The following is a 14273-nucleotide window of genomic DNA, read 5'->3' as shown; positions in this document are numbered from 1 at the left end:
AGGTCTTTGCGTTGCTATGTCCCTCTTGCTGAGCGTGTTCGCGTACAGCCCGTGACCCAATCAGTTACGTACCGAACCTCTGACTAGGTGCTTAGCCGGACGATCCAGGATCCGGATGTCTGATCAGCTCATCGGCCTCACGGTGTCACAGTGCCATCGTGAGGCATCTCGCCACGGTCCTGACCTTTCCATGATTGAGCAGGATCAAAGGTAGTGGCCGCCCGGACGTCGAACTTTGTCATTGGAACGGGGAGATGCTGAACCGTGATCGTCACAAACGCCGAGGATTGTCGAAGGGGTAAAGGTCGTGGCGAATAGCGGCCCGTCGAGCGAGAAGGGACTTGCGATGACATACCTGATCAGCACGCGTCGGCTCCCCGAACCCGCCATGGTGATCGCGATCGAGCCACAGGGAGAGATCGGCTCGGCGGAGGCAGCCGACCTGCTCCGAAGCCGGTTCCGCATGGTAGTCGCGGCCACGCACCCGGATTGCATCGTCGTGGACATGAGCGCCGTCCCCGCGATCTCGGAGGACGGGCTCGACGCTCTCCGTTCCGGGCAGGACACCGCCGCCGCGGACGACGCGAGCATGGTGCTCGTCCACGCCGCTCCGCAGGTGCGGGACCAGTTGCGCCGCAACGGCTTCGCAGAGTTGGTGGACCGATCCGACCGGCCACAAGAGGACGCCTGACCGGCGAGTGCGGCCGCCGCGGTCAACCGAAACAGCGGCCGGCGGCCGCACCGCGCGATTCACAGGCGATAACGTCGAGCCCGTGATCTCCTGCCAGAACGTCTCGGAATCCCGCGAAGGGGAGTCGAGGAATGCGGTGAGTCAGCGAGTCATGCCGGCAGCGTAATGGCGCTCGTGACGACCCCGCGTTTAGCTCCCGTGCGAATTCGCGGCCGATGCCGTGGCCGGAATTGCCGTCCACGACCGTCCCCAACCAGTACTGTTTGATTTTCTTCGAGCAGTACATGACGACAATGAGGTGCGACGGTCGCCGGCGGCCGGTCCGAATACGACTGCCGGACGCAGCCGCGGCCGTCATGCGGACGGATTGACAAAAGGTCAGGTCATTCATCGTCGGCGGCACCGCGCTACTGGGTGGCTTTCGTCGCGCCCGGTACACCACCCGATACCCCACCTGGCGGGAGCCGCTCATACGGGGTAGGCGACGGTGCTCATCAGGGCATTCTCGGCCTGCCGAGAGTCCAGGCGGGTGTGCTGCGCTACCACCGGGCGGTCGCTGCGGATGACGCTCGCGTAATCGGTGTCACGAGGCACGGGCGGGTCGCTGAGATCGTTGAACCGCTGATGGAGAGTGCGACGGCCCGGCACCGTTACGTGGTAAGGCCCTAGCCTCGCGCCTTCAGTAAGGGCGGCCGGTGGCGAGGCCGGGAATGCGAAAGTGCCTTCTGATCTGGGATGATCTGGCTTGTCTAGAGTCAAGATCGTCCCGCACGGAAGGCACTTTCAGAGTGCAGGGTACTCGAACGCGTCCGAAGATCATCGTTGCTGGCGGCGCTCGCGGTGTCGTCGGTCATGCCGGCACCCGTCTGCTGACCGATCTCGCTGACAAGACCAGGTTGACCAGCGGTTTCGTTCAAGCGCTCGGGCTGGACCGGGTTCGTCGCCCGGCGCATGAGCCGGGCCGCGTCGCGGTCGATCTGGCGGTGTTACTGGCCGACGGCGGCGAGGCCATCGCGGATCTGTCGGTGCTGCGGCAGCAGCCCGGCTTGTTCGGGCGCGTGGCCTCGGATCCGACCGCGTGGCGGGTCCTCGACGCGATCGACACCGCGGCCCTGGCCCGCTTGCGGGCGGCTCGCGCTGCCGCGCGGGAACTGGCCTGGCTCCAGTTGCTCGAGACGCGCCGGTCGTTGCCCGTGACCACGGTCCTCGGGCGGGCGCTGCCCGGGTTCGTGCTGGACATCGACGCCACGATCGTGCTGGCGCACTCGGAGAAGGAAGCGGCAGCGCCGACCTGGAAACACACGTTCGGGTTCCACCCGTTGTTGTGTTTCCTCGACGCCACCGGCGAGGCCCTGGCAGGACTTCTGCGCCCGGGTAACGCCGGATCGAATACCGCCGCCGATCACGTCACCGTCCTGAATCAGGCCCTTCAACAGATTCCCGAACAGCACCGTTATGGCAGCCCGATCCTGATCCGATCCGATCCGATTCGGCAGGCAGCAGCTACGAGTTCCTCGCTCACATCCGCAGCCTGCGCGAGCGTGGCGTGGACACACAGTTCTCGGTCGGGGTCGCGATCACCACGCCGATCCGGACCGCGATCACCGCCGCCGCCGATTGGGTGGCGGCGCTCGACGGCGACGGCAGCCTGCGCGACGGCGCGGAACTCGTCGAGCTCACCGACTATCTCGACCCGACGCTGCTGGTCTCGTTCCCGGCCGGCACCCGGCTGATCTGCCGCCGGGAACGCCCCCACCCCGGCGCGCAACTGTCACTGTTCGACCAGGTCAACGGCATGCGTCACCAGGTCTTCGCCACCGACACACCCCACGGCGGCGCCTCGATCCAGTTCCTCGAAGTCCGGCACCGCTGCCATGCCCGGGTCGAGGACCGCATCCGCACCGGCAAAAGCACCGGCCTCGGCCGGTTCCCGTCCCGCGTCTTCGCGATCAACGCCGCCTGGCTGGAACTCGCCCTCACCGGCATCGACCTGCTCAGCTGGACCCAACACCTACTGCTCGACGGGCCACTGGCAGCCGCCGAGCCGAAGAAGCTGCGTTACCGGCTGCTGTACGTCGCGGCGAAACTGAGCCGCACCGCCCGTACCACCACGATGCGCATCGCCGCAGGCTGGCCCTGGACCGATGACCTCATCCGAGCCTTCGAACGCCTCGCCGTGCTACCCGAACCCGTTACCTGACAACAAATCCGCCGCCTCAACGACCAGGACCACGGAGAAACCCGGCCTCCGGCCGGGCGACACCGCCTGCCCAGCCGCCACCATCAGCAACCACGACCGCCGCGACCGCAACCCCGACCAAGCGACGGCGCTTAATGAAAGACGGAGGCTAGCGGCTCGGCATCGGCGAGAAACACCGTTATCTCCACGTGGGCGTCCTGGTCACCAGTATTGAGCAGACATACCGTCTCGTGGCTGAGCATCTGCGGCTGCGGGCCGGTGGAGTCACCGGGAATGTATCCCTCGGGAATGACCCAGGTGGTCGAACCGAGAGCGTCCATCATCGACTTCCTTTCTGGCCGTCGAGCCTTCCTCGGCGGGCGCGCGCGAAACGTACTCCCTCGGTCCGCGACCATGCGCCCGCGCGGGCTTCCCACCGACCCGACGGTCGGATGTGACCGGCACGACGCGAACGCGTTCTGCACTCGCCCGCTGCTGCACGACGAGGCTGGGCGTTGCTCTGCCGCATCGACGGGCGCCGGTGTTCTCCAAGGAGCCTGTCGGCGTCCGACTTCGCCGCCGGCGGAGGCGGAGCGGTCGGGGATGACGTTGACCGAACCCACCACGACGTCGTTCTCCAGCACCATGTCGCGGTTGGCGTCGCGGTCGCCGCCGTGCGGATTCGGCATCACCATTGCGGTGGACCCGCTCGTGTCGGCGGCGGCCGAAACTTCCGCGGGTGGCCGGCGGGTCAACGCCGGCCACCCGCTCGCCTTCTCAGCCGTTCCCCCGGGTCATCCGCGAGTCCGACCGGGCCCCGGACATCAGGATGGCCGCGGCCGCGATACCCAGTAGGGCCGTGACACCACCGGTGATCACGTTGTTCCACACGATCCCGGCGCTGCTGGAAGACTGCTGGATCACCCACTGCGAGACCACGACCCAGGCGCCGATTGCCGCCGTCGCCCAGCTGAGCCGGACCATGCGCTGCGGCAGAAGCGTGAGCCCGAGCGCCACGACCGCCACCGCGATCCCCAGGATCAGGTTGTTCACGGTAACGGCCGGCGCAGTCGCGTTGAAGTGGATGACCCACGGCGAGATCGCCAACCAAAGGCCGGCGAGCAGCACCAGGCCATCGGTAATCACGGCCGGCCCGCTGGCCGAGGCGCGCTCGTAGCGTGCGTGCATCTCGATCAGGTCAGGATGATCCGCCATGGCGAATCGTGTTGTTTCAGTCATCACCGACACCTCCTTGGTTTGTGAAGTGGTGACAATCTGGGCCTACCCCCCGGCTCGGCCGTCAATACCGATATAGGTGCGAATCCGCGCAGCGACCGGATTGGCGGCCGGTACGCGTCCTGGGTGTCGGCGCCGATCGGCACGGGGCGAGTTCGCGGCCGGGTACCTCGCTCTCACCGGCGTCGCCGACCAGTGTGGCGGGCCCCACGGACTCGTGATGCTCCGATGCGAAGCCGATGAGTGAACCGTCGGCCCGAGGTAGCCGCGCCGCCGGTGACACGGCGCCCGTGGTTGCCGTCGGGTCCGTCTGCGGCACCCGGCCGGACTGTGGCGGCCGGCCGTCCCTGCCCGTATCCGGGTGGACTGTGGCTCGGACAGCGCCGGACCGCGCATCCGGACCGGTTTCTGCCATAGCATCCGCCCCGGGCGTTGTTCGGCTCGCGACACGGCCGCCAGCCGTCGAAGTGGCGGCACCGGCCGGTGCCACCGGCGTGCGGGCGGCCGGAACGCACGCTGGGACGGCCGCGCCCGCAGCCCGTCCCGGGGCGTGGCCCGGATCGTCCCGGCCCCGGGGTGGGCGGGAATCCGGTCCGGCACGGCGGCCGGACGACCGGCCGGCACGCACGGAAACAGGCGGTGGGCGCCGAGCCGAACGAGCAGTTCGAGGAAAGGACGCGGAGTGTTGATCAAGACGAGTCCGGCACCGCTGTGACCACCGGCCCGGTAGCCGTCGACGAATGCGCGCACGGCGGAGCCGCCGGCGGAGCCGAGCCTACGCAAGTCCACGACGATACGCCGGGGCCGGTCTTGGACCGCAATGTCGACGAGCAGGTCGCTCAGTTCACCCACGGCGGCGTTGTCAAGGTCGCCGGCGACCACAACGACCTGGTCGCGCCTCGCAGCCGGGTACGTAATGATGCGCACGCCCGAACGAGCCGGTCGGGGCGGCCGTTCGTCCGCACCCTCGAGCTGTCGCCGCAGGTCCCGGAGGATGCGCCGGAGCAAGCGCGACACGTTCATCTGCGACATTCCCAGCTCGCCGGCGATCTGTTCCTGGGTGGCCTCCTCGTAGAAGTACCGGTTGATCAGGGAACGTTCGCGTTCCGGCAGCCGGTGCAGAAGATCGCGCAGGGCGAGATGGTCACAGAGCGAGGTAAGGCGGGGATCCTGCGCGCCGAGGAAGTCCTGGCGCTCCGCCGAATCGTGCTCGGCGGTCGCGTGCGCGTTGAGCGACTCCGGCCGGTACGCCTGGCCGACCGCCAGCGCCTCGACAACCTCATCATCGGTCACGTCCATGGCGTCGGCGAGCTCGGTGACCGTGGGCGAGCGCCCCCAGCGCTGGGTGAGCGCGGCCTGGTGCCGTCTCAGGTCGAGGTGCAGCTCCTGCAACCGTCGACTGACGTGCATGGCCCATGCTTTGTCGCGGAAGTGTCGTTTGAGCTCGCCCATCACGCAGGGCGTGAGATAGCCGAAGAACGGTTTCCCCCGGGCCGGGTCGAAGCTGTCGACCGCCTTCACCAGGGCGTACGCCGCTGCCTGGGCCAAGTCGTCGCCGTCCTGCCCGCGATGCCGATAGCGGTGCGCCAGCCGGGTCACGAAGGGCAGGTTGCACTCGATGATCTCGTCTCGTAGGCGCCGCCGCTCGGACTCACCGGTGGCGGGATGATGCAAGCGGGTGAACAACCGCAAGCTATGGCGTTCGGTCTGGTCCACCCCAGCATGGTCGGGAACGGCAAGCTGGAAATTCACGGGTTCCTCCTCACCCGGATGACGCGGCACGATCGAGCGCCGGTGGGTAAATGGTTGAGGAAGCGCAGCGTCCAGCCCACGGGCCGGAAACGACAGCACTCTCGAGCGTGCATCGGTGCGACTGGTGAGAGCCGGCCAGGTGACGTCGCGCTACTCGGGGCCCGCCGGCCCGGCGAATCAGATGCAATGCCTGCCTGCGGACCCGCTCAACCGAGCCCGGATGCCTCGCCGGGATGAGCCACGTCAACGTAGAAGGAGTCCAGCGAGAAGCCGATCCGAAAGGGCAGACGCCCAGCCGAGCTCATAGTCACCGTGGTACGGACCGCCTCGGCGTCCGGATCCTCCCGGCGGACCTGCCCAACCGCCGGGAGGTCGACGTCCAACGTCTGCGCTTTGGCCCCGTCCACGTGCCGGAGCACGATGACCAGGACATCCGGTGAGGCCGAGCCATAGCTGACCCGGTAGCCCGGCAGTCGCCCGTCGAATCCGATCGTGATCCGGTCGAATTCGCCGTGCTTCTCGACATGGATCCCGGTCAGCCGGGCCGGGTCGGTCTGGGTGGCTGCCCCTACTCCGCTCCGCGGCCCGATTCGCCATTCCGGCCCGGCCGCCGTCTCGTCCTGTTCGTCGCGCGCGGCCACGGCACATGCCGCTGTCACCGCCATCACCAGGAGAAGCAGCACAACCCGCGCCGGTCCCGCCGTCATCCGGACCATAGCTGCAAGCTATGCCCGGACGACGACCGTCACCGCACGGTTCTGTGTCGATCCAGTGACAGCGATGACGACCTATTCGACGGTGAACTCGACCCGTCCCGCGTCGTCCTCCTGGACGTCGATCGTCTTGTCTTCGAGGAGGCCACCGGCCTCCTGGGCGATGAAGAGCTGAGCGTCCTTGCCGGCGTCGTAGACGGTGTCACCGGGCTCCGGGGCCGGGGACACCGCGATCGACAGAACGCTACGGTCGCCGGCGGCGGCGATACGGAGGCCGCCGCCCTGAGAGACTCCGGACCTCCCGATGATGGTGCGGATCGCCATGGTGGCGTTGTCCGAGACAGTGAACACAGCGATTCTCCTCAGCTGTTCTGCTTGCCAATCGGTCGCCACCCAACCTGGCCCACCGATATGGAGACGCGTCCGCTACCTCGTGACGATCCCGTGACGATGAAGTGGTGTGCGTGCACCGCACAAGATCGCAGCCACCACCATCACCGTCTTGTCGGGGCTGAGTTGGCGCTGCGCGTGCCGTTGATCTTCCACGACGCTACTGAGCTTCGCCGCAATACCGAGACCGCATCCGAGGTCGGGGCCATGACGACTTCTTGACAAGATGACCGATTGCCGAGCGTCCTCGTTCCCCTTTTCCCGGGCGGGTAGGCATCCCGGGTCCAGGAGTGGCCGATCAGCCCGCCGGGGAGGTGCCGATGCGGGTCCTGGGAGAACGCTATCGACTCGAATACATCGTGGGCCGCGAGGGCATGAAGCACGGCCACGCTGTGCCGCCCGGCGATGTGTACGCACTTGGTCTGCTGCTCTACGAGTGCCTGACGGGCACTGCGCCATGGCCGGCGACCAGCATCGAAGCCCAACTGACGGGGCGACACCGCTTGCCTACCAGTATCTGCAGGCCGTGCCGCAAATCGCCGAAGGGTCGGCCAACAAGGTCTGGGTCATCCCCGCTGAGCTGGCCAAGGCCTTGGAAGGGCGCGGTGGAGCGCTGGGTGGCCTGGCCGGCACGGCCGGCGATGCTCCCGCATCCGCGGTGGTCGCCCAAGCCGTGGAGCGCGAGGCAACTGAAGCCGCGCAGGCCGCAGCCGCCGAGGCCCAGAAGATCAACGCCGAGGTTCGGGCCGCCCAGGCCGAAGTGTCCGGAACGACGAACGGACAGCCGGGCGGCACTCCGGCACCGGCCTCCGTGCAGCTGCTCAGTGCCCAGAACCAGGACCGGCCCTGACGGCCGTACCTGCCGCGCAGTTCCTCTCACCTCTGCCTGGAATGGGTTAGGCCATGAGGAACGAGCTCAGCGTCCTGTTTGCCTGCGTGCACAACGCTGGCCGGCCCCCCCGATAGCCGCCGGCTGGTTGGGGCACTTCGCCGGCGATCAGATCGAGGTTCGTTCGGCCGGCGCCGCTCCCGGCAGCCGCGTCGAGATGGGCGACAAGCCCACGGAGGCCGGCACTGAGGGCCTCAAGTCGGTCGCGGTCCGCCGCACCGGTCTTGGCAGCGCCACGAGCAGGGCAATAGCCGTCTCATGACGCCTCGGCCGAGCGTTGGAGAGACTCTTTCAGCGCGACAACCGAGTGGCGGAGGCCGCCGACAATCCGTCCGGAATCCTCCGTGTGGTCGCCGATGATGGCTAGCGTAGAGCCATGGCGGTCGACCAGGGGCAGCAAAGTGCGGCGCTGATGCAGATCAGGTTCGCCCTCTCGACAGCTTTCGGTGACCTGCAGGTGGCCCTTCTCCGCGAGCTCGCCGCACAACTCAAGGTCGGCAATGCGCCGCCCGGCCACTCGCTGCCGGTGGAGGCGATGACAGATCAACTCGAAGCCGCCGTACGAGAGGCGCAATCAATCATGATCCGTGTACAACAGACACGAGCCGACTGACTCTGTGGGCCGCCGGGCACGGTTGATTACGACCTCCGGTGCTCGTCGAGGATGCGCATCGTTTCGGCGGCGCTGTCGGCCAGCAGGGCGAGGTCGTCGTCGGTGAAGGTGCGCGGGTCGACGTCGATGACGCAGTGGGCGCCGATCGCCTGGCCGCTGTGGTCGATCAGCGGAACACCGGCGTAGCTGTGCATGTCGGTCATGTTCAGCAGCGGGTTGTCCGCGTGCGCGGGGTCGGTCGCGCCGTCGGTGACGCAGTACGGCCGGCCGGCCAGAACGGTGTGGGCGCACAGTGACCATTCGGCGGGTATGCCGTCGATTTCGGCCATCCAGCCGCCGACGCCGTGACGGCCGAGGACGAACTGGGCGCTGTCGAGGACGACCGAGATCAGCGAGACCGGGGCGTGCAGCCGGGCGGCGGTGCGGGTGGCCAAGGCGTCCAGCCGCGGACGCAGCCCCGGTGCGAACAGGTCGTAACTGGCGATCTGCCGCATCCGGGCAGGCCGGCCGAGGCGGTCGAACAGGTCGCTGTCGGCTGTGCTGTTCATGTCAGCTCCTGGTGAGGGCGTGTGCGGCGGAGAGGTGGGTGTGCATGGCCGCACGGATTTGCAGGGCGTGTCCACAGAGCTGGCTGACCTCGTCCCCGGCCGCCAGCACGGCCAGCAGCCGGTCGAGGGCTTCCGGCGCGGTCTCCTCGCCGCTGAGCCCGGCGGCCTGCAGCGCCTCGGCCCACGCCCGGGGGCCGCTGTCGCCGTGCACCCGGTGCACCGCTTCGCGGGCATCGCTCATGGTGGGACGGCTCAGGCCGTACGGGCGGGCCTGGTCCTGAGATGGTGGCATCCGAGCCTCCGCGTACTTGGTCCGGGGCGGCACGCCACCCTGGTGGTAATGGAGGCCACCGGGTCCCGGTGGCCGGGAATCAATGACGGAAGGTGCCCACCAGAGCGGTGAGGTCGCTCGCCAGACGGGTCAGATCCCCGGCGGCCTCCTGGGTGGCTTTGGCGCCGTCCGCGGTCGCGGCAGCCACCTCGGCGACACCGGAAACTGTCCGGGCGACATCGCCGCTGTTGGTCGCCGCATCGGCCACGGCGCGGCTCATCTCGCCGGTGGTGGCGGTCTGTTCCTCCACCGCCGAGGCGATGGTCGTGGTGTAGTCACCGATCTGCTGGATGACCTGGGTGATCTCCCCGATCGCCGCGGCCGCCGAGCCGCTGGATGCCTGGATCGCACCGATCCGGGCGGTGATCTCCTCGGTCGCCTTGGCGGTCTGCTGCGCGAGTTCCTTGACCTCGCCGGCGACCACCGCGAAGCCCTTACCGAGCTCACCCGCCCGGGCGGCCTCGATGGTGGCGTTGAGCGCGAGCAGATTGGTCTGCTCGGCGATACTGGTGATCAGCCGCACCACGTCGCCGATCTCCGCGCTGGCCGTGCCCAGTTCGGCGACCTGGTCATTGGTACGCTGCGCCACCGACTGCGCCTGCTGGGCGACCTGTGCCGCCTGGGCGGCGTTCGTGGCGATCTCGCTGATCGAGGCGCTCATCTCTTCCGCGCCGGCGGCGATCGACTGCACCCCGGTGTTGACCTCCTCGGTCGCGGAGGTCGCCGCGCGGGCCCGGTTCGCGGCATCGGTCGCACCCGCCTGCAGCTGGGTGCTGACCGCGGACAGCTCCTCGGACGCACTGGCCAGGGTGACCGCGGACCCGCCGATGGTGGTGACGGTGTCCCGCAGCCGGTATACCGCGCGGTCGAGGGCCCGGGCCATCACACCGGGCTCGTCACGCGACACGATGCCCGCGGTTCGGGTCAGGTCACCCCCGGCCAGCCCTTCGCACACGTCGGTGACCTTGGTCAGCGACCGGACGATGCCCCGGGCGATGACCATGCCGAGCGCCAGAGCGATCAGCAACCCGCCGACCAGCACCGCGATCGACACGATCCGGTTCGATTCGTACCCGGATTTCGCGCCGCCCGCCGTCCTGGCCGCATCGTTCTTCTCGGCGCCGACGAGCGTGCCGAGATCCGCGTTCATCTTGTTGATCAGCGGGACCACGTCGGTGTCGCGAATCCTCTGCCAACCGGCGAAGTCGTTGGCCCGCCCAGCCGGCAGCAGCTTGTTCTGAGCGATCTCGACGTAGGCGCGCCAGGTCGCCTCGAGATCCTCGATCACGGCCGGGTCGCCGCTCGGAAGGCTGTCGCGATAGGCGAGAAACGCCGCATCCGCGTCCTGCTCGTCCACCGCGAACGCCTTCTCGTACTTCGTCACGGTCGGCGCATCTTGGGACAAGGCCTGGCTGGCCGTGTCCAACCGGCTTTGCCGGATCGCGGCGTTCAGCGACCCGATCGCACTGACACTCGCCACGTTGCTGTGATAGATCTGCTGAGCCGACCCGCTGGCGTCGCCCAACGCTGACAATCCCAGGACCCCCACCAGCAGCGCGACCAGCGCCGCCACCAACACCGCCACAATGATCTTCACTCGAACACCCAGGTCGGCCCAGCTGGGCCGGCCCCGAGCCGAAACCAAAGCGACCGGTGTCGTCGTCGCAGCAACCATGGTTCTCTTCCCCTACCGCCTCAAGGCGCCGGCCGGCACAACTGCGCCGGCGGCGTCCACGGGCAGCCCCCGCCTCCCGCACTACACCCGATCGGCACCCCGGCGGCAACACTGAGAAGCAGCCAGCAGGCAAAGACCCGGTTCATTACCGGCCCTGCTCCCGTTAACAGCCGGGGACTCATCGGTCTACTGCGAATTGGAGTCAGCGCCGTCAATCCTCGTCGGGAACCAGCGGCTCCGGCCAGACGTCGCTGCAGTTACTTGGGCGCATTTGAATTCAGCCTTGGTCTCTTGCCAGGTCAGCGGCTTCTGTGCACCGATCACGAGGTCCTGGGAGATGCTGGTGATGCGGTAGGTCGCATGGTGGGGTCGCCGGGGTAGTACCAGCTGACGGTGGCCGTCGTGGCTCGGGTGTCGACGTCGAGCGGAGCGATCTTTCCGCCGGTGAAGGCGCCGACGCAGCGTAGGTCCGGCGATTCGACGTGCGCCGGCTCAGGGAGGCGCGGCACTTCGAGGGCGTCTTGCTCGACCGGAGCCGCCTTGGCCTTAGGTGCCTCGTCCTCGGCCTGCCGCTCGCCCATTTTCGACCAGGATCCACCTGTAGCCGGCCGCGGCCGGCATGGGCCACGGGGTGGCGTTCGCGCCTGGTCGCGGACCGCCAGGTCGACTCGCCACCTCACCGCGGTCGCGGGTTGCGGTGATTGTCGGCACGTCACCCTCAGGCCAACTCTCCTCTCACCGACGAGTAGAGTTGGACGCGTTGCTCGGGTACGGCGTCTTACGTCCGTGGTAGCCGACAGCTTCGTGAGCGAGGACGCTCACCGCCGCGGCGACGGCCATTCCCGCGCCCGGCCCCCCAGGTCAAGCAGCGCACCGCGGAATCGGTAGCGCCGATGCACGCCTCAGCGCGTGCGTTCCAAGATGAAATGAGAACCATGTTCCTGCAGTCGTCTGCAGTAGTAAGTCCGTCGCGGTGGTCGCGCCCGGAGTGGCTGAGCTCTCCGCGGGTGCTGCGCACCGAGGTCCTCGCGGGTCTGGTCGTAGCACTGGCGCTGATCCCTGAGGCGATCTCGTTCTCCATCCTGGCCGGCGTCGACCCGAAGATCGGCCTGTTCGCCTCGTTCACGATGGCGGTCACCATCGCCTTCACCGGCGGCCGACCCGCAATGATCAGCGCCGCGACCGGAGCCGTCGCGCTGGTCATCGCCCCGCTGGCGCGCGATCACGGTCTCGGCTATCTCATCGCGGCGGTGATCCTCGGCGGGCTGCTGCAGGTGGTTCTGGCGCTGGTCGGGGTGGCCAAGCTGATGCGGTTCATCCCGCGCAGCGTCATGGTCGGCTTCGTCAACGCCCTGGCCATCCTCATCTTCACCGCCCAACTGCCCCACCTGATCGGCGTCCCGTGGCTGGTCTACCCCCTGGTCGCCGTGGCCCTCGCCGTCATGGTCCTCCTACCGAAACTGACCAACGTCGTGCCGGCGCCACTGATCGCGATCGTCCTGCTGACCGCGGTCGTCGTCATCGCGCACCTCAACGTGCCCAACGTCGGCGACGAAGGCACCCTGCCCAACAGCCTGCCCGTGCCGGGCTTGCCCGACGTGCCGTTCACCCTCGGCACACTGACCACGATCGCTCCCTATGCGCTGGCGGTCGCGCTGGTCGGGCTGATGGAGTCACTGATGACCGCCAAGCTCGTCGACGACATCACCGACACCCACTCCAACAAGACCCGCGAGTCCTGGGGCCAGGGCGTGGCCAACATCGTCACCGGCTTCTTCGGCGGCATGGGCGGCTGCGCCATGATCGGCCAGACGATGATCAACGTGAAGGCGTCCGGCGCCCGTACCCGGCTGTCCACGTTCCTCGCCGGGGTGTTCCTGCTCATCCTCGTCGTCGTTCTCGGCGACGTGGTCGCCCTGATCCCGATGGCCGCCCTGGTCGCCGTGATGATCATCGTGTCGGTGGGCACCTTCGACTGGCACAGCATCGCCCCGGCCACGCTCAAGCGGATGCCGGCCGGCGAGATCATCGTCATGCTCGTCACCGTCGCCGCCACGCTGGCCACCCACAACCTGGCCATCGGCGTCGTCCTCGGGGTGCTCGCCGCCATGGTCATCTTCGCCCGCCGGGTGGCACACCTCGTCGAGGTCACCAGCGTCCTGGACCCCGACGGAGGCACCCGGATCTACCACGTCCACGGTGCGTTGTTCTTCGCCTCCAGCAACGACCTGGTCTACCAGTTCAACTACGCCGACGACCCCGAACATGTGGTCATCGACATGAGCGACGCACACATCTGGGACGCCTCCTCGGTCGCCGCCCTCGACGCCATCACCACCAAGTACCAATCTCGAGGCAAGCGGGTGGACATCGTCGGGCTCAACACCGCCAGCGCCGCATTCCACGAGAATCTCGCCGGCAAGCTCAAGGTCGGCCACTGATGGTCACCGGGCACACTGATGCGGTGAACGCGCGACAGATGCAGATCGGGGAGGCCGCCGAGCGGGTCGGCCTGAGCATTCGCACGATCCGCCACTACGAGGGAGCCGGCCTGGTCGTGCCGTCGGCGCGCAGCGACGGCGGGTTCCGGCTCTACACCGAACCCGACCTCGACCGCCTACGCGTCATCAAGCGCATGAAACCCCTCGGCTTCACCCTGGAGGAGATGCGCGACCTGTTGCAGATCCTCGAAAGTCTGGCCACCGCCCACGGCGACGAACGGGACGCGCTGCTGGACCGGCTGGCCATGTTCCACGCCGCCGCCCAGAACCGCGTGGAAGCCCTCCGCGAGCAACTCGCCACCGCCGAAGGATTCGCCCAGCAGATTCAAGGCCACATCGACCAGAACCGGTGACACGGCAACGTATGCCGCCTCACCGCGAGGTGGCATATGTTCCGTGGTCGCGGTGTGAACCAGAACTCAGCACGAAGATCACAACCCTACTCTTACGTAAAGCAGGACGTCCGTTTCGCCGGCTTATTATTGACACGAACGTTGGCGCCAGCCGCATAAACCTCGTGTCCAAGATCGGGGGTCAAGCCCCGACGGAGACCATCGAGATCGGAGCGTGTAACCGTTCGGCGCTGCCGGCGGCGACATTGTCGAGGTCTTTTCGTAGTTCGGGGTGGAAGATGTCGTACTCGCCGATGTGTTGCATCCGGTGTTGACGCTCACGTAATTCCCCTGGCCTGGGCTCATGGAATGGGACTGGCCGCGGGCTTGGGGCGGGACGTGAGCGGGGTGCCGTGACCACGA

General features: G+C 67.8%; 14 protein-coding genes and 2 pseudogenes. 6 read left to right on the top strand and 10 right to left on the bottom strand.

Annotation, left to right across the window (positions count from 1 at the left end):
• The first annotated feature begins 346 nt into the window (after nt 1-346).
• Complete coding sequence (locus tag AB0E90_RS51000; RefSeq protein ID WP_360421015.1) at nt 347-691, top strand: sodium-independent anion transporter; 345 nt, start codon at nt 347-349, stop codon at nt 689-691.
• A 468-nt stretch (nt 692-1159) separates the two neighbouring features.
• Here AB0E90_RS51000 and AB0E90_RS50995 read toward each other — a convergent pair whose 3' ends face one another.
• Nucleotides 1160-1450: a sensory rhodopsin transducer gene (locus AB0E90_RS50995; protein ID WP_360421013.1), complete on the bottom strand. Its 291-nt coding sequence runs from the start codon at nt 1448-1450 to the stop codon at nt 1160-1162.
• On the opposite strand from AB0E90_RS50995, the pseudogene AB0E90_RS50990 reads away from it, so the two are divergent.
• Nucleotides 1402-2891 (top strand): annotated as a pseudogene (locus AB0E90_RS50990) (IS1380 family transposase). The gene AB0E90_RS50995 and the pseudogene AB0E90_RS50990 sit on opposite strands and share 49 nt — an antisense overlap.
• Nucleotides 2892-3022: 131 nt before the next feature.
• Here the strand turns inward: AB0E90_RS50990 and AB0E90_RS50985 are convergent.
• The 5 genes from AB0E90_RS50985 to AB0E90_RS50965 all read right to left on the bottom strand — a co-directional run bounded on the left by AB0E90_RS50985 (nt 3023) and on the right by AB0E90_RS50965 (nt 6922).
• A complete protein-coding gene (locus AB0E90_RS50985; protein ID WP_360421011.1) occupies nt 3023-3565 on the bottom strand; it encodes a sensory rhodopsin transducer in 543 nt (180 codons plus the stop codon).
• An 82-nt stretch (nt 3566-3647) separates the two neighbouring features.
• Complete coding sequence (locus tag AB0E90_RS50980) at nt 3648-4109, bottom strand: SPW repeat protein (RefSeq protein WP_360421009.1); 462 nt, start codon at nt 4107-4109, stop codon at nt 3648-3650.
• A 42-nt stretch (nt 4110-4151) separates the two neighbouring features.
• On the bottom strand, nt 4152-5957 hold the full coding sequence (locus AB0E90_RS50975; protein ID WP_360421007.1) for a SigB/SigF/SigG family RNA polymerase sigma factor: 1806 nt from the start codon (nt 5955-5957) through the stop codon (nt 4152-4154).
• 107 nt (nt 5958-6064) lie between these two features.
• Nucleotides 6065-6574 (bottom strand): hypothetical protein, encoded by a 510-nt coding sequence (locus tag AB0E90_RS50970; protein ID WP_360421005.1) that lies wholly within the window; start codon nt 6572-6574, stop codon nt 6065-6067.
• A 72-nt stretch (nt 6575-6646) separates the two neighbouring features.
• The gene (locus AB0E90_RS50965; protein ID WP_360421003.1) at nt 6647-6922 is read right to left on the bottom strand and encodes an adhesin; all 276 of its coding nucleotides are present in this window, start codon (nt 6920-6922) and stop codon (nt 6647-6649) included.
• Nucleotides 6923-7463: 541 nt separating this feature from the next.
• Between AB0E90_RS50965 and AB0E90_RS50960 the strand changes: the two are divergent.
• Nucleotides 7464-7811: pseudogene (locus AB0E90_RS50960) on the top strand (SPFH/Band 7/PHB domain protein); the annotation flags it as partial.
• A 415-nt stretch (nt 7812-8226) separates the two neighbouring features.
• The gene (locus tag AB0E90_RS50955; protein WP_360421001.1) at nt 8227-8463 is read left to right on the top strand and encodes a hypothetical protein; all 237 of its coding nucleotides are present in this window, start codon (nt 8227-8229) and stop codon (nt 8461-8463) included.
• A gap of 26 nt (nt 8464-8489) precedes the next feature.
• Here AB0E90_RS50955 and AB0E90_RS50950 read toward each other — a convergent pair whose 3' ends face one another.
• The 4 genes from AB0E90_RS50950 to AB0E90_RS50935 form a co-directional block, all read right to left on the bottom strand.
• A complete protein-coding gene (locus AB0E90_RS50950; RefSeq protein WP_360420999.1) occupies nt 8490-9011 on the bottom strand; it encodes a GAF domain-containing protein in 522 nt (173 codons plus the stop codon).
• A gap of 1 nt (nt 9012) precedes the next feature.
• Complete coding sequence (locus AB0E90_RS50945) at nt 9013-9303, bottom strand: hypothetical protein (protein ID WP_360420997.1); 291 nt, start codon at nt 9301-9303, stop codon at nt 9013-9015.
• 79 nt (nt 9304-9382) lie between these two features.
• Nucleotides 9383-10939: a methyl-accepting chemotaxis protein gene (locus AB0E90_RS50940; RefSeq protein ID WP_360420995.1), complete on the bottom strand. Its 1557-nt coding sequence runs from the start codon at nt 10937-10939 to the stop codon at nt 9383-9385.
• 398 nt (nt 10940-11337) lie between these two features.
• Complete coding sequence (locus AB0E90_RS50935) at nt 11338-11598, bottom strand: hypothetical protein (protein ID WP_360420993.1); 261 nt, start codon at nt 11596-11598, stop codon at nt 11338-11340.
• A gap of 354 nt (nt 11599-11952) precedes the next feature.
• Between AB0E90_RS50935 and AB0E90_RS50930 the strand changes: the two genes are divergently transcribed.
• Nucleotides 11953-13458, top strand: a complete 1506-nt coding sequence (locus AB0E90_RS50930) for a SulP family inorganic anion transporter (protein ID WP_360421019.1) — start codon at nt 11953-11955, stop codon at nt 13456-13458.
• A 38-nt stretch (nt 13459-13496) separates the two neighbouring features.
• Nucleotides 13497-13871, top strand: coding sequence for a MerR family transcriptional regulator (locus AB0E90_RS50925; protein WP_360421017.1), 375 nt, complete (start codon nt 13497-13499; stop codon nt 13869-13871).
• Nucleotides 13872-14273: the final 402 nt, after the last annotated feature.

It is taken from the genome of Actinoplanes sp. NPDC026619 (assembly GCF_040638295.1).
Taxonomy (GTDB): domain Bacteria; phylum Actinomycetota; class Actinomycetes; order Mycobacteriales; family Micromonosporaceae; genus Actinoplanes.
This window is presented reverse-complemented; position numbering and strand designations above follow the sequence as displayed.